Annotated in this window: 16 protein-coding genes; all 16 read right to left on the bottom strand. The window is 75.4% G+C overall.

Annotation, left to right across the window (positions count from 1 at the left end):
• Positions 1 to 29 precede the first annotated feature (29 nt).
• Complete coding sequence (locus tag ACGFT2_RS04765; RefSeq protein ID WP_393273477.1) at positions 30 to 731, bottom strand: zinc ribbon domain-containing protein; 702 nt, start codon at positions 729 to 731, stop codon at positions 30 to 32.
• Positions 732 to 1444: 713 nt separating this feature from the next.
• Positions 1445 to 2008, bottom strand: coding sequence for a phage tail protein (locus tag ACGFT2_RS04760; protein WP_393273475.1), 564 nt, complete (start codon positions 2006 to 2008; stop codon positions 1445 to 1447).
• Positions 2005 to 3963 carry a putative baseplate assembly protein gene (locus ACGFT2_RS04755; protein WP_393273473.1) on the bottom strand — a complete coding sequence of 653 codons (1959 nt, stop codon included), beginning with the start codon at positions 3961 to 3963 and terminating at the stop codon, positions 2005 to 2007. The genes ACGFT2_RS04760 and ACGFT2_RS04755 overlap by 4 nt, the downstream gene beginning before the upstream one ends.
• Entirely contained in the window at positions 3963 to 4385 is a 423-nt protein-coding gene (locus ACGFT2_RS04750) for a GPW/gp25 family protein (RefSeq protein WP_393273471.1), read from the bottom strand. The genes ACGFT2_RS04755 and ACGFT2_RS04750 overlap by 1 nt, the downstream gene beginning before the upstream one ends.
• Positions 4385 to 4702: a PAAR domain-containing protein gene (locus ACGFT2_RS04745; protein WP_393273469.1), complete on the bottom strand. Its 318-nt coding sequence runs from the start codon at positions 4700 to 4702 to the stop codon at positions 4385 to 4387. Before ACGFT2_RS04745 ends, ACGFT2_RS04750 begins: the two co-directional genes overlap by 1 nt.
• Positions 4703 to 4801: 99 nt before the next feature.
• Positions 4802 to 6631: a VgrG-related protein gene (locus ACGFT2_RS04740; RefSeq protein ID WP_393273467.1), complete on the bottom strand. Its 1830-nt coding sequence runs from the start codon at positions 6629 to 6631 to the stop codon at positions 4802 to 4804.
• The gene (locus ACGFT2_RS04735; RefSeq protein WP_393273465.1) at positions 6628 to 7350 is read right to left on the bottom strand and encodes a LysM peptidoglycan-binding domain-containing protein; all 723 of its coding nucleotides are present in this window, start codon (positions 7348 to 7350) and stop codon (positions 6628 to 6630) included. The genes ACGFT2_RS04740 and ACGFT2_RS04735 overlap by 4 nt, the downstream gene beginning before the upstream one ends.
• A gap of 77 nt (positions 7351 to 7427) precedes the next feature.
• Positions 7428 to 7853, bottom strand: coding sequence for a phage tail protein (locus ACGFT2_RS04730; protein ID WP_393273464.1), 426 nt, complete (start codon positions 7851 to 7853; stop codon positions 7428 to 7430).
• Positions 7854 to 7877: 24 nt separating this feature from the next.
• Entirely contained in the window at positions 7878 to 8063 is a 186-nt protein-coding gene (locus ACGFT2_RS04725; protein ID WP_393273463.1) for a hypothetical protein, read from the bottom strand.
• A gap of 3406 nt (positions 8064 to 11469) precedes the next feature.
• Positions 11470 to 11628, bottom strand: coding sequence for a DUF6760 family protein (locus ACGFT2_RS04720; RefSeq protein ID WP_393273462.1), 159 nt, complete (start codon positions 11626 to 11628; stop codon positions 11470 to 11472).
• Complete coding sequence (locus ACGFT2_RS04715; protein ID WP_393273461.1) at positions 11625 to 12119, bottom strand: hypothetical protein; 495 nt, start codon at positions 12117 to 12119, stop codon at positions 11625 to 11627. Before ACGFT2_RS04715 ends, ACGFT2_RS04720 begins: the two co-directional genes overlap by 4 nt.
• Positions 12116 to 12556, bottom strand: a complete 441-nt coding sequence (locus ACGFT2_RS04710) for a phage tail protein (protein ID WP_353602938.1) — start codon at positions 12554 to 12556, stop codon at positions 12116 to 12118. Before ACGFT2_RS04710 ends, ACGFT2_RS04715 begins: the two co-directional genes overlap by 4 nt.
• Positions 12557 to 12590: 34 nt before the next feature.
• Positions 12591 to 14153, bottom strand: a complete 1563-nt coding sequence (locus ACGFT2_RS04705; RefSeq protein ID WP_393273459.1) for a phage tail sheath family protein — start codon at positions 14151 to 14153, stop codon at positions 12591 to 12593.
• A 201-nt stretch (positions 14154 to 14354) separates the two neighbouring features.
• Positions 14355 to 16373 (bottom strand): ATP-binding protein, encoded by a 2019-nt coding sequence (locus ACGFT2_RS04700; RefSeq protein WP_393273887.1) that lies wholly within the window; start codon positions 16371 to 16373, stop codon positions 14355 to 14357.
• 602 nt (positions 16374 to 16975) lie between these two features.
• Entirely contained in the window at positions 16976 to 17680 is a 705-nt protein-coding gene (locus tag ACGFT2_RS04695) for a DUF4255 domain-containing protein (RefSeq protein ID WP_393273457.1), read from the bottom strand.
• Positions 17677 to 20844 (bottom strand): TolB family protein, encoded by a 3168-nt coding sequence (locus ACGFT2_RS04690; protein ID WP_393273455.1) that lies wholly within the window; start codon positions 20842 to 20844, stop codon positions 17677 to 17679. The genes ACGFT2_RS04695 and ACGFT2_RS04690 overlap by 4 nt, the downstream gene beginning before the upstream one ends.
• Between the last annotated feature and the right edge of the window lie 60 nt (positions 20845 to 20904).

Below are 20904 nucleotides of genomic sequence, written 5' to 3'. Positions count from 1 at the left end.
GGCGTCGCCCCCGGTACGTGCCACCGGCGTCAGCTCCGCTGGAAGAACTCCACCTCCGCGACCGCGACGTGACGGCCCGGGGTGAGGCCCGTGACCGACCGCAGTACCAGTCGCACGGTCACCACGTCGCTGATGCCCGTGGGGACGGTCTGCGGCCCCGGCTTGTCGCTCAGCGTCACGGTCTTGCGGTGCACGGAGCCGTCCGCCGCGGTGACCTCCAGCTCCATGCTCAGCGCCCGGGCCTGTGCGGCGTACCGCTCCGGCGACGCCGACGCGCCGTTCGTGACGATGAGGTCGACCAGCCGGAACGGCCTGCCGAAGGTGTACGTCAGCGAGGCACCGGACTTCGGGGCTGCCCAGTAGCGGTTGCTGAGGCCGTCCGTGGTGTTCGACGCCGGGTGCGAGGGCAACTCGGCGCTCGCCCTGACGTCCACCGGCGTGACGGCCTTCGTGCCGCCCAGTTTGTCGCGGGTGTCCTCGAACAGGGCCCGGCCCGCGGGCAGCAGCAGGAGCCCGGCCACGCACAGGGCCACGACCACGGTGAGGATCACCGCGAGGCGTACCCCGCGCCCGGAACCCGCCCGCACCCGGCGGCGGAACGGCCACACGGTCCGCCACCACGGCAGTGCGGCGGGCGCCGGCCCGGCGTCCAGCGGGGCGGCGCAGCGGCGGCAGAACCGGCGGCCCGGCGGATTGGGCGTGCCGCACACGGGGCAGGGCGGCCCGGACACCTCTTGCTCCGCCGCCACGGGACGTACGACGGGGCGCGGAGCGACCGGCTTCGCGGGCCGTACGGGCAGCACCGGCTCGGGCCGCGGCGCGGTCCCGGCCGAACGTGCCCCGGCCGAGCGCCCGGTGCCCGCCGGCGGGGCGTCCACGGGGGGCGGTGGCGTACCCGGCGCCGGGGCCGTCGCAGCCGACTCCGGTACCGACCGCGGTTCCGAATCCGGCGCCGGCTCCGGGGCCGGGTCCGGGGCCGGGTTCGTGCTGGGCCCGGTGCGGGCCGCGGTTCCTCGCACGATTCCCGGCCCGGTGCCTGTCCCGGATCCCGGCCCGGTGCCTGTCCCGGGTCCTGGCTCGGTGCCTGCCGTCCTGCCCCGTCCGGGCTCCCCGGGCAGCCCCGGGCCAAGGCGGACCGCCGGTCCCCGCTCGGGGTTCGCCGCGGTGCCGCGTGCGGGGTTCGCCGCCGCTTCCGGTCCGGGGCTCGCCTGCGCTTCCGCTCCGGGGCGAGCCGTCGGTTCCGGCTGCGGGGCCGCCCCGGGGGATGGTTCGGGGTTCGCCGCCGGCCCCGGTTCGGCGGCTGACGGGGGGTCCGGTTCCGGGGCCGGGGTGCGCGCGGACGTACCGCGGTCGCCGTCGGACCAGCCCAGGTAGGAACCGCAGTTTCCGCAGAAGTCGTCATCGGGGCGGACGGACGAACCACAGACGTGACAGGTGCGCATCCTCAACTCCCTTCGCCGGCCGGCGGTCCGGGCAGGATCTCCACCCGGCACGAGACGTGCACGGGGCACGTGTCCCGCACGATCTCCCTGACCCTGTCCTCGTCGACGTCCCGGTCGCGGCCCGGCCACACCCGGACCACCACCTCGCCGCCCGGCTCCGGCGGCAGGCCGGCGCCGGCGGTGCGGGACCACACGGCCCCGCCGTCCCCCACGACGTCGGCGTTCACCCCCAGCGTGAGCCGCAACCGCTCGACCAGACCGCGCCGGGTGCCACGCCGGCGATGCAGTTCGACCGCACGGACCACCGCCGCGCGACGCAGTTCCGCGGGCCACGCGGGATCGTCGGCGGCGCCCACCCAGGACGCCAGCCAGGCGACGAAGTCGAGCGGCGCCACCCGCGGGTCCAGATAGGCGGGCAGATTGTCGAGGGTCGAGAACACCGGGGCGAGGACCGTGTCGAGGCCGGCCGTGAACCGCTGGGCGAAGTCGTCGTCCGCGTACAGCGCGGGCAGTTGTGCCCCGATCGGGTGCCGGCTCGGCAGGCCCGGAACGGCGGCGCGGCTCACCCCCGCACCTCCGGATCGAGGGGCTGCACGACGACCTGGTGCTGGTAGGAGAACACCAGCGCGCCCGGGGCCACGTCGATCCGGTCCACCGGCGCACCGCGCCGCCCGGTGATGGGGTCGGCGGCGAACAGCCGGATGTCCTCCACCAGCGCGTCACCGGTGGCCCGTTGCAGCACGCCGAACACCTCCCCGTACTGAACGGGCCGCCCGAACGGCCACCCGGTGCCGTCCGGCCCGCCGTACAGCGGATTGAGGTACCGGAACAGCGCGGCGAGCGCCACCTCCCGCACCCGGTCGACGTCGCCGGGCGCCGCCGCGAGCCGGGCCACCGCGGTCACGCCCTGGTAGACCGGCGGCTCCACCACCAGCCGGGTGCCGATCAGCCGCCGCTCGTCCAGGCTCGCGGTGACCGCGGCGAGCACCTGGTCGGAAGGGATGAGCTGCTCGAACCGGAGCCGGTCGCCGTCGTCGGCCACCGCGTCCGGCACCACCAGCACCCGTACCGTGCCGGCCCCGTCCCCCGCGGGCAGGCAGCGCACCCGCCGCACCGAGGGCGCCGCCTGGCGGCTGATGATCTCGTAGTCCTCGGCGGTGACCGCACGCTCCTGCATCCGCAGCGCCTCCGGCGCCCGCAGCTTCGCGTTGGCGAGGGACTCACCCTCCACCCCGCCGCGCGCCGCCTCCCGGTTGGTGACGCGCGCGATGTACGGCACCGAACTGCGCAGCACCGAGATCGCGCCGCGGGCCACATTGCCGGCCGGGCCGCCGCCGGTACGGTAACGGCACACCCGGATCTGCGCGCCCTTCTCCGGTACCGCGCCGCACAGCCGCAGCGTTCCGTCCGGTTCGCGCAGGGCCGGGGCGAAGAGGAACTCTCCGGCGGTCGCGTCCACCCGGACGTGCCGGTCGCCGGGGCCCGAGCGGCCGAAGTGCTCCACCACCTCCCACCGTTGCCAGCCGTCGGCCGACGAGACCTCCACGACAGGCGGTTCGCCGTCCAGCAGCACGGGCGGGCGGCCGAGCCGGAACATCTGCCCGGCCACCCCCTCGGAGGTGCCCAGCGGCACGTCCGTGACGGTCTCGGCGTGCTCGGCGGCGACGGTGCCGCCGACCGTGAACACCGCCGCCTCCCGCACCGTCGGGGACTCCGCGTAGAACGGCTGGCCCGGCTCCGCCTCGGTGACCCGGCAGCGCAGCCAGCCCGCCCGGATCCCGCCGATCACGGACGCCGTGTGCCCGGCGGGCACGTACACGATCACCTCGCCGGGCCGGTTCAGCCCGCCGGTGCTGTCGTCGCCGGTCTCGCAGGCCAGCCAGCGGCCGCCGTCCCACGCCTCCCACACCAGCGGCGGCTGGCGCGGATCCACGCCGACGCCCTCCACCCGGCTGTCCAGGCGCACCGCGACCACACAGCGCGGCACCGCCGTGGGCAGTCCGAACAGCAGGGCGTCACCCGGTTCGGGGGCCGCCTGGAAGCACGGTACGTCGCGGCCCTCGGCGAGGTCCCCGGTCCGGTCGGTCTGGTCACCGGTACGGGGCGCGGTCACCAGCCGGATCAACTCGCTGGGCACGATCCGCAGTTCCTCCATGGTGGCGAACACCACGGGCTCCTCCGTCTCGCCGTCCGCGGTGGTCACCTCGGTGCCGGCGGGCAGCGTCACGGTGTCGGGCTGTGGCGCCGACAGCCACAGGTCGACCTCGGCGCAGGCCGCCGCCGGCGGGAACAGCCGGATGCCCAACAGGTCGAGGAAAGCGGTGTAGTTCTTGTCCGGCACCCGGTTCAGCCGGTACAGCAACTGGTCCACGAGGTAGGCGAACGTCTCGATCAGGGTGACGCCCGGGTCGGAGACGTTGTGGTCGGTCCACTCCGGGGCGCGCTGCTGCACGTACCGTTTCGCCTCGTCGACGAGTTGCTGGAACCGCCGGTCGTCCAGGTTGGGGGAGGGCAGGGCCATCAGTCCGCGACCGCTTCCTCGGCCCCCTCCTCGGAGGGGATCGTGTAGAAGGGAAACACCAGGTTGCGCCGGTCGTTGGTGGACCGCACCGTGTAGCGCACGTCGATGTAGAGGGTGCCGGCGTCGACCGCGTCGAAGGCCACCACCACGTCGTCCACGGCGATCCGCGGCTCCCACCGCTCCAGGGCCTCGCGCACCTGCTGCGCGATCCGGCCCGCGGTGGCGCCGTCCCCCGGCGCGAAGACGTAGTCGTGGATGCCGCAGCCGAACTCGGGCCGCATCGGGCGTTCACCGGGCGCGGTGCCCAGCACCAGCCGGATCGCCTCCTCGATCTCCCGCTCCCGCTCCACCAGGGCGATCCCCCCGGTCGGCCCGACCCGCAGCGGGAACCCCCAGCCGCGACCGATGAACCGCTCGCTCATCACACCCCCCCGATCAGGACGTTCGGGGCGCCCGTCACGATCATCGCGCCGCACGCGGTCTGGTCCCGTGCCCGCGCCGCCGGCAGCCCGCCGATCAGCACCTTGCCCGCGGCGAGCGCGGCGGGGTTCGGCATGATCACGTTGGCGGGTCCGGTGGCCGCGTGCGGCGGTATCGGGCAGGTGTGCAGGCTGCCCACGACGGCGGCGGGCCGGCCGCCGATCAGCACGCGCGCGACCGCCGCGGCGGCGCCGGGCGGCGGGGTGGCGATCACACCGCCGTGGTTGGTGGGGTCGCCGGTACGGGCTGCGGCGGGCATGCCGGGCTCCTCCAGACAAGGTCACGGCCGTCGGCGGCCGAGGGGCTAGGGGGTGATGGGCAGGGACGGGGACGGGGGCCGGCACGCCGGCGGCGCGCTTCAGTTGATGCGTACGAGGTTTGCCTTCAGCACCCCCAGCAGGCCGCCGTCGAGCGTGAGGTTCGCCTGCCCGGTGACCCCCACGGTCCGGCCCCGCACCTTGACGGCCGTGGTGCCGTCGACCTCCACGGCGCCGCCCTTCAGCAGGACCTTGCCCGTCCCCGCGTCGAGCGTGATGCCCCGCTGGTTCAGCACGATCGAGGACAGCGGGCTGCGGCCGCCGGCGGCGGCGAACACCGTCATCTCGATGGTGTTCGTACGGTCGTTGAGCACCACCTCGAGCCGTTCGTCCGCGGTGCGCAGCCGCACCCCCGACGGGCCCGGGGCGCGGGCGTCCAGCAGCTCCACCCGATGACCCGAACGCGACACCACCGAACGGCGGTTGACCTTGCCGCTGGTCGCGTCGACCAGCGGGACGTCGTGCCGCGACGGCTTGTCCACGCCGTTGTAGAGACCGCCGATGACGTACGGGCTGTCCAGCAGGCCCTGTTCGAAGCCGACCAGCACCTCGTCGTTGACCTCCGGGCTCACCACGCCTCCGCCGCCCTTGCCGCCCCACTGCACGGTCCGCACCCAGTCGGTCACATAGGTGTCGTCCAGCCAGGGGAACCTGAGCCTGACCCCACCGCTCTGGGCGCCGCCCGGCTCCCGCACGTCGGTCACCACACCGATCGCCAGGCCCGGGATGCGCGGACCGCGGCCCGGCGCGTTCGCACCGGTCACCAGGCCCGCCAGCGACCGGTCCGGGCTGGCGCTGACCCACACCGTCGTCCGGTAGCCGCCGTGCGGCTCCAGGCTGTGCTGCACCGCCGTAGCCGTGTACCGGCCGGAGAACGCCTGCCCCACGTTGCCGAGCGCGACCGGCAGGCCCGCCCGCAGCCGCGGATTGCCCTCGGCCACCGCCTCCAGCTCGCCGAACCCGGAACTCACCTGCGCCGCCGTGGCCTTCGCGACCGCCGTCGTCTCGGCCTGGGTGCGGTACGGCGTGTCCGTGACGGTCAGCTTGGCCGCCGCCCCGAACCGGGAGGCCAGCGCGGGACTCAGCCCCGGCAGCACCGTCTCGCTGGTCACCGACGGGGCGCGGGCCACCAGCGGCGTCTTGGTGGCGGTGTTCCATCCGCGTACCTCGACGGAGCCGGCGCCGTCCGCGCCCGACAGCGAGGCACGCAGGGCCAGCAGGTTCCGCCCGTACTCCAGCACCATGGGGTTCTGCGTGGCCGGCGTCGACGGTGCCGGCGCACCGGACGCCTTGTCGGGCCGGGTGAACTGCAGCACCCCCTTGTCGTCGACCCGCACCTGCGCACCGCTCTCGCCCGCGAGGTACTGCAGGAAGTCCCAGTCGGAGACGTTCGCCTGCGACAGCTGCCTGTAGGTGACCGGCGCCGCCTCCACCTTCCCGCAGGGCAGGCCCGCCCCGGCGGCCACCTTGCGGACGATGGCGGCGGCCGTCATGTTCCGGTACGCCACCACCTTCCGGCCCCGCTGGAGCCGGTGCGCCTTGGAATAGGCGCGTACGACCGTGAAGGACCCGGTGCCGTCCCGGTCGATCTCCACCCCGGTGACCTCGCCGGCGAACAGCCGCTCGCGCGTCTGCCCGGCGACCGTCACCACCGACACCCGCAGGGGCGTGCCGAGGGTGATTCCGGTCGACTTCAGGAACTCGTGGTCGGGATCGCGGTAGGTGAGCACCGCGGAATCCGGCAGGCCCACGTTCTCGTCCACCACGCAGCCCACCAGCTGCGCGGCCCAGATCTGCGACAGCTCGCCGGGCGCCTCCACGACGGGATCCGCCGCGAACGACCGTCCGCCGCGTGCCTCGGGTGTGGTCACCGCTCCTCCTCACCGCCCGTGTCCCCCAGGGCGGGCACCACCAGTTCGGTGCCCGGCACCAGGGACATCGGGTCGTCGATCCCGTTCGCCTCGGCGATGACCCGCCAGGCGGTCGCGTCGCCGTACTCACGCCAGGCCAGCAGTGCCAGGCTGTCCCCGGCCACCACCGTGTGCGTGCTGCGCGCCGTACGCGCGCCGGAGGTGGGGTTCTGGCCGGGCGGGTCGACGCTCGCCTCCTCCACCGACAGCGCGCAGGTCGCCCGCAGCGGTCTGCCGTCCACGTCGAACAGCGAGTACGTCACCGACAGACTCGACAGCACCCCGTCGAACGACGTGGTCCGGGCGGTGCCCCACTCGAACCGGACCCACGGACTGGCCGGCTTCTTCCGCGCGAGACTCGCAGGCGTCGGCACGCACGCCTTCATCAGCTTCTCGACCGCCTGCTCCACCGAGTTGTCGTGCGTCGAGGTCGCGTCGAGGAACACCTCCAGGCTCAGCTCGCGGGGCCCGCTGCCCACGAACTCGGGCAGCGCCGACTGCCCCGCCATGCGCGACGGACTGCGCCGCCACGCGGTGGTCTTGCGCAGTTCGAGCGTGGTCGGGTTGAACTGCAGGTTCAGCCGCGCGATGGTCCCGCCGGGCTTCGCACCCACCGTGGCCGGCGGTTCCTTCAGGGTCAGCTGGGCCCTGGCCCGGCTGGTGCGGGCGGCAGAGGACATACCGGGGGGCTCCTTCCGTACGGATCGGGTGGGGGGTCACCGGGGGCGGCCGTTCACCGGTGGCGGGCCGCCGGACGTCAGGAGGGGCGCAGCCCCTCGTGGGCGATCTCCAGCGTCTCCACCGCCGGTTCGGAGGAGGACGGGTCGAAGGACGGCCCCTGCCACCTCACCGGCACGATGCCGAGCACCTGCCAGCTGATGATCCGGCTCAGATCCGGTTTCAGCGCCACGATCTCCCCGTCCTTGGGCTCGACGCGGCGAAGCAGCTCGTCGAGCCAGCGGCCGATCTTCGCCGTGTCGGCGGTGACCGGCCGGGTGAGCGTGATGTTCGACCAGGTGACGCGGCCGGGCAGCTGCCAGGTGAAGCCGTTGTTGCCGCCCTCGGCGTAGCTCTCCATCTCCACCTCCGCTCCCATGCCGGAGCAGGTGTGGAAGGCCCCCAGGTCGTTGCCGCCGATCGCGAGCCGGAAGAACACGCTCGTGGCGAAGATGTTGTCCGTCATCCGTTGGTCATCCGTTCCCTGTTCTCAGCGGCGTCCGTCGTAGGGGCGGCCCGCGCGTTCCCTGCCGCGCCGCAGGTCGGCGCGGAGCAGCCGGGACACCGGCTCCAGCAGGCGGCGCGCCAGGTCGTCCAGGTCGATCCCGGGCTCCTGCGGCGCCCCCGGCCGGGCGGTCTCCCTCGCGGGGGCCCTCCCGGGCGGTTTCGCGGCCACGGGCGGTGCGGAGGCCGCCCGCCGCCGCCCGCCCGCTCCGGAGACCTCCCGCTGCACTGCCGGCCTCGGCGCACCGTCGGTACGCCCGGCCGGCGCCGCGGGGACGGCGCGGACCACGGGCACGGGTGGGCCGGATACCCCATGGCCGGGTGTCGCGTGGCCGGGCGTCGCCGGGAGACCCGGGCGGCCGGGGAGCGGAGAGGGCTGCGGATCGGTGACCGGCAGCACGGTCGTACCCGTCACCGCGTCCGCGCCGGCCGCCGTCCGCTGGACCGGCGCGTTCGGCCGTACCACGGGGACCGCCCGGGGCGACGCCGGGCGACGGGCGGCGACCGGCGGCGGGCTGTCCGCGCCCGCCGCCGGACCGGGGGCGGGCGGCCGCGCCCGGGCCGCCTCGGAGAATCCGGGCCCGACAGCGGCCGGTTGCACGGCCGCACCGCCCCCGGGGAACCCGGCGGCCGCGGCCCGCTGCAGGGCGGCACCCGCCGCCGGCGCGTGCCGCGCATCGGTCGTATGGTCCGGTTCACGACGCCAGGACGCGGCTACGACGGGTCGCCCGGCGGCATGGCCGGCCACAGGCGGCGTCATGCCCTCCGGAGCGCGCGTGCCGACGGTGAGCGGGCGCGCGGCGAGCAGCGCGAGCGTACGCGGTGACGCCGGCGCGGAGCGCACCGCGGACCGCTGGACGGTGTCCGGCCCCCGCCCGGCGGCATACGGCTGCGGGCCCGTGACCGCGGGCGGCCGCGGAACAGCGGTGTCCGGTCCACGGCCGGCGTCGGGGACGGCCCGGGCCGCGACGACGGGCCCCGGCGCGGTCGCCCCGCCTAAGACGGCGCCGGCCGCCTGCCCTCCGTACGGGCCGGCCGCCCCGCCAAGTGCCGTACGCCCGTCGGCCACGGGCGCCGGGGACCCCGGAACGAGTGTGCGCTGCACGGGACCGGCCGAGTGCTTCGATACGACCGCGCGCTGCACGGGACCGGCAGAGTCCGCGGGTGCGACCGGGCGTTGTGCGGAATGGGCCGACTGCTCCGGTGCGACCGGGCGTTGTGCGGCATGAGCCGACTGCTCTGGTGCGACCGGGCGTTGTGCGGCATGAGCCGGGTGCCCTGGTGTGACGGCGCGCTGAACGGGGCCGGGAGCGGCGGCGGCCGATGGCGCCTGCCAGGGGCCGCCCGGTGACACCAGTGGCGTGGCGGGAGCCTGGGCGGCGCCGGGGGACGAGGCCGCGATGGCCGCGGCCGAAGGGGAGACGCCGCCCCCGGCGGGAGAGGGACCGGCCGCCGTCGCCCGCTGGGCGGTGTTCGCCCCGCCCAGCAGGGGCGCGCCACCGGCAGGAGACACGGAACCGCCCGTGGACCCGTCCGCGGCGGCACCGGCCGGGCGCACCGGGGCGCGCTGGACGTCCGCCGCGGCGCCTTCCGGACGTGCCGGGGCGCGCTGGACGTCCGGCGCCGCCGGGCGCCCCGCGGCGGGGGAGCCGGCCGCCCCGGCGAGGGGGTGTGCCGTCGTGCCGGGACGGCCGGTCGACCGGCCGGGGGTACCGGAAGGGGCGGCCCGGCCGTCGGTGCTCGCCGGTGGCGGCGGACCGGCGGTCGGTGGCAGCGCACGCAACGGTTCTCCCAGACCGCCCCTGGCACGAGCACCGACGGGCGAATCGGATGCCGAACGGGACGGCGAACCGGATGCCGAGTCGGACGGCGTTCCCGGGCGTGCCGGTGCGCGTCGTGTCGAGGGAGAGGTAGTCGGAGAGGTAGCCGAGGGGGAGGTAGGGGTCGCAGGGGCGGCCGGTCCCGGCGCACCGCTCCGGACCGTCGGGCCAGCGGCACTCCGGCCCGTCTCGATTTCCCCGGCACGGGGGCCCGTCGCGGAGCCGGTGGTGTCCGCCCGGCGCTGCAGGGTCGGCAGCGCCGGGGCCGCCCCGGCCGTCGGCCGGGCGCCGGCAGGGGCGGCCGTGTCCGGTCCGCTCGGATACACCGGCCTTGCGGTGGACGGAAGTTCACTGATCGGCTCGCCCAGGGGCGGGCGAGCGCCGGGGCGCGCCGGAGAGGCGGACCGCTGTACCCGTGACGCGGGCCCCTCGCCGCCTTGAGTCCCGGTGCCGGTGCCGGTGCCGGTGCCGGTGGCGGTGGCGGCCTTCGGCGCCGAGCCGGTGTCCGGCGGCGAGGCCGGCTCAGGAGCCGGGCTCGGCCGGCCGGTGGGCCGCAGTGCCGTGATCCGGCGCAGCGGTCCGGGTGTCCGCCGGGCCGCGGTCAGCGCGGGGCCGAGCGCACGCGGGCGGACGGCGTCGGTGTGCCCGCGTCGGGCGGACTCGCCCGGTGCGGCGGTGCGCTGGACCGCCGCGTCCGACGCGGCCGGTCCCTTCCGCGCGGTGCCCGGCCGGTTGGCGGTTCCGTCCCCGGGCGCCGTACGACGGCCGGCCGTGCCTTCGCCCGTGGCCCCTGACATGCCCGGGGCCACGGGCGCACCGGCGACGGAGCCCGGCACCACGGCGATCCGTCGTACCAGCGGAATCCCGGAACCGGCCGCCGGGTGAGCGGGGCTGTCGGGGTGAACCACCTGGCCGGGCGGATCGGCGGCGTCCCGCCGGACGGCTGCCGCCGGTGCGGTGAGGGACCCGAGGGCGTCGGCGGCCGTGGTGAGCGCCCGGCTGGGCGGGGTCGCCGTGGAGCGCTGGAGCGAGGGGGCGACCGACGTGCGGGCGCGCCCGGCCGGTCCGGAGGGCGTCGCGGCGGCCGGACTCGTCGCATCGGCAACATGGTTGTCGGCAGTGTCGCCCGTACGCCGCGATCGGGTCCCGTGCGAGTCGGACGCCCCTCCCGCATCGGCGGCGGTACCGGTCCCGGCGGTGTCCTGGGCGTCCGGGCGGGGCACCCGCAGCAGCAAGGGTCCGCCGCCGTCGGCACGAGCGGCGCGCGGACCGGCCGGTCGGGTCACTCCATGGACCAGGCCGGGCGGGGCGGAGGGCAGCAGGGCATGGCCGAGGCCCGCGTCGAAGGAGGGGTCCTGCCAGGAGGCGAGGCCCGAGCGGAAGGCGAGTCCGTCGCTGACGCCGAGCGGTGCGCGGGCCACGGTCAGTACCGGTGGCGGGGCGTGGCGCCAGCCGCCGTCCCAGTCTCGCGGCACGGTCGCACGGGCGGCTCCCGGACCGGCCGCACCGGCGGCCCCGGAGCCGGCCCCGGTGCCGGCGAGACCGGAACGGGCCGCACGGGGCCCGGCCGCACCGGACCCGGCCGCGACCGCACCGGATCCGGCCGCACCGGATCCGGCCGCACCGGATCCGACCGCGGCCGCATCGGACCCGGCCGCACCGGTTCCGGCCGCACCGGACCCAGTCGCACGGCCCGCCCCGGACCCGGCCGTGCCCGGGGTGACCCGGCGGCGTCGTACGCCCCACCTTGCCATGAGGTCAACCACCCTCGTTCATACGGGTGTTGATGCGGGCGATCTCGGACACCCACTGCCGGCGTTCGGCGTGGGTGAGGTCGAGGATCTCCTCGCGCTGCCAGTGGAAGTGGTAGGCGACGTACGCGATTTCCTCCCGGAGCCGGGGGAGCGCGTACGTCACGATTCCCCCAGGCGCCCACCCGAGAGATCCACCTCGAAGGCGCCCTCGCAGTGCGGACAGGTCACCGCGGCGCGGGTGTGCCCCTCGCTGTTGACGCGGCGGTAGAAGTCCTGGAGGAACGCCACATCGGTGGCGTACATCCGTTCCACGACCCCGGCGTGCACATCGGTGACGCCGCCGATCCGGGTGATCACCTGGCTCAGCAGCACCACGCTCAGGTACGCGGGATTCTCCTTGACCCGAAGGTCGATCTGCGGCCGCAGTTCGTCCCGGGCGGTGGCGAGGCGCATCGTGCCGTGCCGGTGCACGGTGCCCTCCTCGTCCACGTACCCGCGGGGCAGTTCGAACTCGAACTCCGTGCGCAGCCCGTGCTCCTGACGGGACGCCGGGCGGCCGGCCGCTGCCTGCGCCTGCTGCTCGGGGGCGGGGGCGGGCGCCGTCACCTCGAGGATCTCCTCCAGGCTGCCCGCCGTGACCGTACGGCGCCTCATTCGACCACGATCTCCTCGAACACGATCGTGACGGACTCGGTGGCGGGGGAGGACTCGCCCGCCTTCAGCGACGGGCCCTCCCACTTGGACGCCCAGCCCTGCATCAGCTGGATACGGCGGACCGTGTTGCCCTCGGAGTCCTTGATCTCGATGGTGAGGTTCTGCCGAGCGGAGTTCACGGCGCCGTTGTTCAGCGTCTCCTTGATCCACTTGGTGAACTCGCTGCTCTGGTCGAGCCCCCTGGTGATCGTGATCTCACCGGCCTGCCGGGCGCCGGGCTGCTTGCGGATGATCTGCTTGCCCTCGGCGCTGACCTGCTTGACCTCGACGACCTCCTCCTCGACGGTCAGACCGCTGATCTCCTGGATCGACTCGACGAGGTATCCGCCGAGCTGCACGCCGAAGACGTGGGTGGAAAGCGCATCGCCCGTTGCCATGACTGTCTGTCACCTTTCCTTGCCGACCCGCGGGTCACTCGTCGATGAGGCTGGTGCTGTCGGAGAACTGGGCCAGCCGGAACACCACGAACTCGGCGGGCTTGACCGGCGAGACGCCGATCTCACAGACCACCCGGCCCTGGTCGATGGACGCCTGCGGGTTGTTGTCGCGGTCGCACTTCACGTAGAACGCCTCGTCGGCGGTGCGGCCGAAGAGCGCACCCCGCCGCCACTCCTCGCTGAGGAACGCGGTGACGTTGCGCCGGATGCTCGACCACAGCCGGTCGTCGTTCGGCTCGAAGACCACCCACTGGGTGCCCAGCAGGATGGACTCCTCGAGGTAGTTGAACAGGCGCCGGACGTTCAGATAGCGCCAGGCCGGGTCCGAGGACAGGGTGCGGGCGCCCCACACCCGGATGCCGCGGCCCGGGAAGGCCCGTACGCAGTTCACGCCGATCGGGTTGAGCAGGTCCTGCTCGCCCTTGCTGAGCCGGACCTCCAGGTCCACCGCGCCCCGGATCACCTCGTTGGCGGGTGCCTTGTGCACCCCGCGCTCGGCGTCGCTGCGCGCCCACACGCCCGCGATGTGACCGCTCGGCGGGATCGTGGTGTTGCGGCCGGCCGCGGGGTCGAAGACCCGCACCCACGGGTAGTAGACGGTGGCGTACCGCGAGTCGTAGCCCGCCTCGTCGTTGCGCCAGTTCCGCACCTGCTGCGCGGTGAGGCCGGGCGGAGTGTCCAGGACCGCCACCCGGTCGCCCATCTGCTCGCAGTGGGAGATCACCGCGAGCTGCACGGTGCGCACGCCTTCGGCGTCGATGTCGCCGCGCTGGTAGGCGCCCATCAGGTCCGGGACCGCGACCATGGTGATCTCGTCGATGGCCTCGAGTCCGGAGAACCCCGTGCGGGCCGAGGCGTCGCCGACGTACTCGGCCGGGTCGAGCCGGGCCACCTCGCCGGAGGCGGGCGCCGCGGGCGAAGCCGGTGCGTCGGGTACGGCGACGGTCTGGGCGGCGGGGCGGATCTGGGCGGCCTCGCGCTGCTCGGTGACCTCGATCAGTTTGGAGGCACGGACCTGGCCGACCACGTACCCCTTGACGTTCTTGCGGGTGGAGACGTCGTACGTCTCGGCCACCTGGTCGCCCTGGCGGACCAGCAGCTTGAAGCGGTCCTCCGGCGGGTTCTCGCCGTCGGGGTCGGCGATCTCCACGGACACTCCGGTGGCGCCGGGCCGGGCCGTGATCAGGAACCCGCCGAGCGCCACGGGCTCGACCGCCCGGGCCTCCGGGGAGGGCCGGCCGGTGCCGGCCGCCGGGGCGGCGGAGTCCTCGGCGGACCCGCCGATCCGCACCACGTAGGCCGCGCCACCGCCGTTGGAGAAGTAGCCGTACACGGCGTGCGCCAGATAGGTGCCCTCGGTGAAGCCACCGAACAGCTGGGTGTACTGGTCCCAGTTGGTCACCAGGGTCGGCTCGTGGAACGGCCCGGTCTGGGCGAACCCGACGAACGCGGCGACGGCGGTGCCGACCCCCTCGATCGGGCGGGCACCGGACTGCACCTCCTCCACGTACACGCCCGGGGTGAGGTACGTCGGCATGCTCGCTCCTTCGTGTTCCTTCGGGTCACCTGCGTCGATGCCGAGTCTCCGAGGCCCGTCCGGGGCGGCGACAGGGGCGGGCGGACCTTGCCGGGGGCAATCACGCTGCCTTTCCGGACGCCCGCGAGGACCCTACGGCCGCCCCGCCCGAGCGGGGATGCCGAGCGGGGGTGCCCGCGTGGTGGTGTGCGCGCGGGCTGTTCAGCCCGCGGCCAGTGCCTCCTGCGTCCACGGACCGAACTCGCTCTCCAGGACCAGCCGCCCGAGCTTGCGGTACTCCCGTGCCACCGCCGTCATCAACTGCCGCATGGTGAGCGGCTCGGCGGACTCCGCCGCGAGGTAGGCGGCGGTCACCGCGCAGGCCCGGATCGAGCCGCCGGCCAGTTCGAAGCGGTCCGCACAGAACCCGAGGTCCAGGTCGCCGGCCCGCGGCAGACGCTCACCCAGACACCGGTCCCACAGCGCCAGCCGCTGGGTGGCGTCCGGCACCGGGAAGTCGGCGACCACGTCCAGCCGCCGGGTGAACGCCTCGTCCAGGTTGGCCCGGAGATTGGTCGTCAGCACGGCGATCCCGTCGAAGGACTCCATGCGCTGCAGCAGATAGGCCGACTCGATGTTGGCGTGCCGGTCGTGCGCGTCCTTGACCTCGGAGCGCTTGCCGAAGATCGCGTCGGCCTCGTCGAACAGCAGCACCGCGTTGACCGCGGACGCCTCGGTGAAGATGCGTTCCAGGTTCTTCTCGGTCTCACCGACGTACTTGTCGACGACCGTGGACAGGTCGACCACGTACAGATCCATGCCGAGGTCCGCGGCGACCACCTCGGCGGACATGGTCTTGCCGGTGCCCGACTCGCCCGCGAACAGCGCGATCACCCCGCGCCCCCGGCCGCCGCCCGGGCGCATCCGCCACTGCCCGAGCACCTGCTCGCGATGGCGGGCGCGGACCGCGAGTTCGCGCAGTCTGCGGTGGGTCGGCGGGGACAGCACCAGGTCGTCCCAGCCGACACCCGGCTCCACCCTGCGGGCCAGCCGGGCGAGCCCCGCGCCGTTCTGCGCCCGCACGGCGGACCGCAGATCGTCGGCGGTGACCTGGCGGCCGGCCAGTTCGGCTCCGCGTGCCGCCGCCGTGGCGGCGCGGCGCAGCTGTCCGCCGTCGAGGCGGTGCGCGGCGACCGCCCGGGCGAGCCCGGCCACCGCATCGGGTGCGATGCCGTCGGCGCCGGCCCGGTCGAGGGCGTGCCGCCAGCGCGCGGCCTGCCGGGCGGGCGAGGGCGGGAGCACCGGGAGGACGACCGGGGTGTCGGCAGCCCACGCCGTGTCCCAGCTCTCCGTGCCGTGGACGAACAACGGCGTGCCGCGCAGAGCGGCGCACAACTCGCCGATCCGGTGGGCTCGTTCCGCCGGTTCCGGGGGCAGCGCCTCCAGCGGGCCGAGGATGACGCCGGCTCCGGTCAGCCGGGCCTCCAGCGCCGCCACCCGGGCGAGCGCGGGAACGTCGCCGGAGCGCCGGGCGAGTGCCGCGGCGTCCAGGACCAGCGGGCGCAGTCCGGCCGCGTGCAGGGCGGCGGCGGCGAGGCCCGGGGCGTCACCGCCGCGGGCGAGCAGGTGTACCAGGCCCGTTCCGGAGCGGGCCGCGCCGGCCGCCCGGTGGACGTCCGCGGTCTCGGCGGTGGGGTCCTCGCCGGCCTCGCCGATCACGTGGGCGAGCCGGGCGTCCGGCTCGGCAGCGCCCAGCAGATGCGCGGTGACCCGGTCCGGGACGGCCAGCACCCGCGAAAGAGGTGGCCGGTCCGGTTCGGTCACCTCCACCAGACCGCCCGCGATCAGTGGTGCTCCGGGGGAGAGGCGGAACCGGGCGGCCGACGCCGCCGCGAGCCCGCACAGTTCCAGGGCCAGAGCGACGGTCGGGCGACGGCGGGTCAGGTCGTCGTTCAGATAGCCGTAGAGCCGCTCGAACCGGGGATCCAGATCCGGTGCCAGGGCGACCAGCAGCAGATCCGTGTCCAGTGGCGTCAGGCCGAACCGCTCGGCGAGCGTGCCGAGGACGGAACCGGCGGGCGGCGGCAGCGGCTCGTACCCCGGTACGCCGAGGCCGCCGCGCTCCGCCATGATCCGCTCTGCCGCCTCCGGGGACAGGTACTGGCCCCGGTAGGGATCGTCGGGGTCCGGGTCGACCGCGCGCCGGCCCGCCACCGCGAACCGCACCCGCGCCTCGACCATCCGCAGCCGGGACCACAGGGCATCCACACCGCCCCCCGCGTACGCGCCACCGGCGGCCCCTGCGAGGCCTCCCGGGTCATCGAAGGCGTCGGCGGTGCGGACCCCGCTGCCGCCGCCGCCCTGGCTGTAGTGGGCCGTGCCGAGGGTGTCGGGGCCCCCTGACGCGCCGGAGGTGCCGGTGACGGCGCGGGTGTCGGCGGTTGGTGGCGTGCCGGGGGTGCCGGACGGCCCCGAGGCGTCGGTGGTGTGGACCGCGCTGCCGCTGCCGCCCTGGCTGTAGCGGGCCGTGCCGAGGGTGTCGGAGCCCCCTGACGCGCCGGAGGTGCCGGTGACGGCGCGGGTGTCGGCGGTTGGTGGCGTGCCGGGGGTGCCGGGCAGCCCCGAGGCGTCGGTGGTGCCGGACGGCGCCGAAGTGTCGGTGGTGCCGGACGGTGCCGAAGTGTCGGTGGTGCCGGACGGCGCCGAAGTGTCGGTGGTGCCTGACGGTGCCGAAGTGTCGGTGGTGCCTGACGGTGCCGAAGCGTCGGGGGTGCCGGTGGGTTTCGGCTCGGTGGAGGTGGTCGGGTGGGCGAGGTCCGGGGTGTCGGTTCCGGTGGGGTGGATCATGGTTGTCGGTCTCCTCGGCGACGGCGGGCGGGGGCGGGCCGGCGCTCACGCCGGCCGGCGAAGCCGTCGGGACCCGGGTCGCTCACCCCCTCGTACCGCAGCCGGCGCCCCGGCGCCGGGGCGCCGTCGGGCTGCCGGGCGGCGGAGCGGATCACGAGCCCCTCGGTCACCGGCGGTGCCGCGGCCCTGCTCACGCCGGCCAGCGGCGCGCGCACCCGCACGCCCAGCGACGCCTTCAGCTCGCCGCCGAGCGCCGACCACACATCGGCGGCGGCCGGTGCGTTCAGCGTGGCCCCGGCGGTGTCCAGGGCGACGGTCAGGCCGAGTTCGGCGAGCGTGCCCGTCAGCAGCCGCGCGGGCAGGGTGTCGGCGGCGACCAGCGTCGCCAGCACCTGCGACAGCAGCCGGTGTTCGTCCTGCGGGCGGCTCGCCCACGCCGTGACCAGGTACGTCAACTCGAACCAGCGGGGCGGGGCGCGTCGCGCCACGACATGCCCCTCCGCGTCGTGGACCTCTCCGGCGCCGCTGCCCCGCCGGGTGGCGTCCTCGCGGATGTCGTACAGGAACAGGCAGACCGTGGGGGCGTTGCGGCGCGCCGCCCAGTCGCGGGTGGGGGCATCGAAGGCGACCTCGACGCCGGACGCCTCCAGTCCGGACTCGCCGAGCAGGCCGCGCAGTGCTTCGTCGACCTCGTGGATCACCGGCGGGTCACCTCGTCCGGTGGCTGCACGCTTCCGTTCACCACCAGGAAGTCGGTCTTCACGGGCGAGAACCCCGGGCCGCGCGCGGTGATGGTGCGCGGTCCCGTCTGGTCCTTCGCCAGGATCAGCAACTGGCCGATGAACGTGCCGTCCGGCTTCGGCACGGTCGGTGCCGCCGCCGCGGTGATCCCCGGTTTCCACGCGAGCCGCACCGGCGCCCCCGGCGGGAAGTCCTCGCCGCGCACCGAGGTGACGAAGCCGGGCTTGCCGATCGGCGGTACGGCGACGATCCGCGGCTGGAGGATCCGCAGCCTCGCGCGTGCCGTGTTGTCGCTCCGGTCGGCGTCCGTCCCGGTGGTGGTCAGGACGCCGGTGACCCGTCCGGTCAGCGCCCGGTCGGGGGACAGCACCACCCGTACGACCGTGCCGGCGCCGGGCGCCAGGTCCTCCAGGGCGCACACCCACGAGGCGTCGCAGCCCGCCGGCGGGCCGGCGTTCGGTATGCCGGCGGGCAGTCCGATGCGCAGCCGCAGCCCGGTGGCCAGCGCGTTGCGGCCGTTGCGCACGGTGTAGGTCACCACGACCCGGCCGCCGACGTAGCCGGGTTCGGGCTGGGCGGTCACCCGCACTCCGGGGCCGGCCTTCGGCGCGGGCGGCACCGGCGGGACGGGCGGCGCGGGCACCGTCGGGGTGGGGCGGGGCGTCGGGGGCGACGGGGTGGGGGTCGGCGGGGCGGCCTCGCGCACCGGCACCACGGTGCGGCCGGCGTTGTCGCCGGGCCGCGGGTCGATGACGCTGCCGGAGACGGACCAGTCCACCGGCCGGTCGCCGGGGACGCGGCCGGTCACCGTCACGGTCACCGGCACGGTCGTGCCGGCCGGTACCACCCCGAGGTCGCACTGGAGGGAGGCGGCGTCGCAGGTGCCGCCGGGCCGGCGGATCCCGGTGACGTCCACACCGGCCGGCGGCGCGACGGTCAGCCGGGTGCCCGGCGAGGCGGCCGGTCCGTGGTTGACGACGTCGACGCGGATGTCGGTGGACCTGCCGACGGTGACCGCGGGAACCGTGCCCGGGGCCCGTACCGCGAGGTCGACCGACTGCTGGACGGTGGGCTCCTTCTGCCGCCCCGGCAGTTCGCCGGTGAGCGGCGACAGCCGGCCGCTCGCCACGTCCATGACGCTCAGTTTCTCGGGGGCGTTGGGGGGCAGGCCGTTGCGGGAGCTGAAGACGACGCCCCTGCCGTCCGCCGTCCAGGCCGCGTCCCGCGGCTGGTGCGGGCCGGTGACGGAGGTGTCGGGCAGTTCCCGCCGGCAGGCGTCGGCCGTGCCGCGGGCCGCCTCGGGCAGCAGGACCCGGCAGTCGTCGCCGGACACGGACGTGAGCAGGATGCCGTTGCGTTCGTCGACGCGGCCGGCGCCGTTCTTGCGGTTGAACGCGATGGAGCGGCCGTCCGGGGAGAACGCGGGGCTGTCGTCGATGACGGCGCACGCGCCGGGGCAGATCGCCGCGCTCAGGTCGCGCTGCCGGGCCAGGGCGTTCACGGGCACGGTCCAGATGTGCTTGTTGCCGCCCCCGCCGTCGATCACCGCGTTGCGGGTGAAGGCGAGGGTGGTGCCGTCGGACGACCAGGTGGGCTGGGCGTCACCACCCGCCGGCTGTCCGGCCGGCGGGACGATCTCGTGCAGGACGGCGCCCGTGGCGGCGTCGGCGATCAGGATGCGCCCGCGATCCGAGGCGGAGTCGTCGCCGCCCGGTGAGTTCCGGGTGAAGGCGAGGTACCTGCCGTCGGGGGAGAAGGCCGGGTCGGTGTCCCGGTCGTTCGGCCCGCGTCCGGCGAGCGGCATCGCCGCCCGGTTCGAGCCGTCGGCGTCCACCGTCCAGATCCGTTCGATCCGTCGGGCGGGACCGTCCTCGAACCGGGTGACCACGATACGGCGGCCGTCCGGCGTGTAGTTCTGCCGCTCGGTCCACGGGTCGTACCCGGACGCGGGGCGGAACAGCGGGTCCTTCGCCGGATCGGTGTTGGTGTCGGCCGCCGGATCCTCCTTCAGGATCGGCAGCCCGAGATCGCGCGGGTCCACGCCGTCGGCCCGGGCGTCCTGCAGCGTCACCGTGTGCGGGCCGTCCGCCGAGGTCCGGTCCACCACCACGTAGCCGCCGTCCAGCGGGCCGACCCAGGTGGGCGAGCCGACCGACCGGTCCTCGCTGAGCACCAGAGCCGGGGTCTGCTCCGAGCGCACGGGCACCCGGAACACATGGTCCCAGCCGCCCTCGCACTCACAGGTGCGGTCCGGGCTGAGGAACAGCACGTCCTCCCCGCCGGGCAGCCAGGCCGCCCCGTGGGTACGCCACTGTGCCCGCGCGCCCGTGAGAAGTGGCTGGTCCCCCTGCGGGCCGCCGGTCACCCGCAGCCGGGGTCCCGTCGCCGCGTCGGCGGTGAAGGTGTAGGCGAGGAGATCGCGGTGCGCGGCGTCGTCCACCGGGTTCCAGACGGGTTCCGTCGCCGCGCCGCCGAGTGACCCGGTGACCCGGGTCGCGGCGCCCCCGGCCAGCGGCCGCACATAGATCTGCTCCCCGGCCGAGGGATCACCGTTCCCGGCGTACGCCAGGCGCCGGCCGTCGGCCGACACGGTCGGGCACTCCTCGTCGGACGGCGTGTCGGTGAGCCGGGTCAGGCCGGTGCCGTCGGTGCGCACCAGCCACAGGTCCCGCTGGGTACGGCCGCCGGGCCCGCCCGGCTCCGCCGAGTCGAACACCACCGCCGCGCCGTCCGGGGTCAGCCGGGGGTGGGCCGCGTCCCGTCCGTCGGTCAGTTTGCGCACCGAACCGTCGGCGGCCCGCAGGTAGATCTGCGGGCGCTTGTCATCGCGGCGGCTCGCGAACACCGTGGTCTCGCCCAGCGCCGACGGCTGGACGTCGTAGTGCGCCGGGCCGGCCCCGAACAGTGGTTCGCTGGAGGTGGTGGTGGCGACCCGGCCGAGACTGCGGTGTCCGGTGCCCGCGTAGGCGATCCGGGTGGCGGGAGCGGCGGTGGTCTCCGGCCGGGGTCCGGCGCTGCTCGGCCCGGAGGCGGCCGTCACCGCGAACAGCGGCACCAGCAGGAGCAACGACGCGCCGAATCTCCCCAGCCGACGCTGTCCGCCGGGGCCAGCGGTGCCGTTCACGGTCCACCTCGCAGTCTCGGAACGTCTGGGCGTGCCCCGCCACCGTGCGGCACGCGCGCG

The organism is Streptomyces sp. NPDC048514 (genome assembly GCF_043199955.1).
Classification (GTDB): domain Bacteria; phylum Actinomycetota; class Actinomycetes; order Streptomycetales; family Streptomycetaceae; genus Streptomyces.
Note: the sequence above shows the minus strand (reverse complement) of the source record. Positions and strands in the feature narration are given on the sequence as shown.

Excerpts from the sequence above, each read along its gene's own strand:
- ACGFT2_RS04755 (WP_393273473.1), bottom strand. The coding sequence starts at position 3,963 with ATGGCCCTGCCCTCCCCCAACCTGGACGACCGGCGGTTCCAGCAACTC.
- ACGFT2_RS04750 (WP_393273471.1), bottom strand. The coding sequence starts at position 4,385 with ATGAGCGAGCGGTTCATCGGTCGCGGCTGGGGGTTCCCGCTGCGGGTC.
- ACGFT2_RS04745 (WP_393273469.1), bottom strand. The coding sequence starts at position 4,702 with ATGCCCGCCGCAGCCCGTACCGGCGACCCCACCAACCACGGCGGTGTG.
- ACGFT2_RS04735 (WP_393273465.1), bottom strand. The coding sequence starts at position 7,350 with ATGTCCTCTGCCGCCCGCACCAGCCGGGCCAGGGCCCAGCTGACCCTG.
- ACGFT2_RS04730 (WP_393273464.1), bottom strand. The coding sequence starts at position 7,853 with ATGACGGACAACATCTTCGCCACGAGCGTGTTCTTCCGGCTCGCGATC.
- ACGFT2_RS04715 (WP_393273461.1), bottom strand. The coding sequence starts at position 12,119 with ATGAGGCGCCGTACGGTCACGGCGGGCAGCCTGGAGGAGATCCTCGAG.
- ACGFT2_RS04710 (WP_353602938.1), bottom strand. The coding sequence starts at position 12,556 with ATGGCAACGGGCGATGCGCTTTCCACCCACGTCTTCGGCGTGCAGCTC.
- ACGFT2_RS04705 (WP_393273459.1), bottom strand. The coding sequence starts at position 14,153 with ATGCCGACGTACCTCACCCCGGGCGTGTACGTGGAGGAGGTGCAGTCC.
- ACGFT2_RS04700 (WP_393273887.1), bottom strand. The coding sequence starts at position 16,373 with ATGGTCGAGGCGCGGGTGCGGTTCGCGGTGGCGGGCCGGCGCGCGGTC.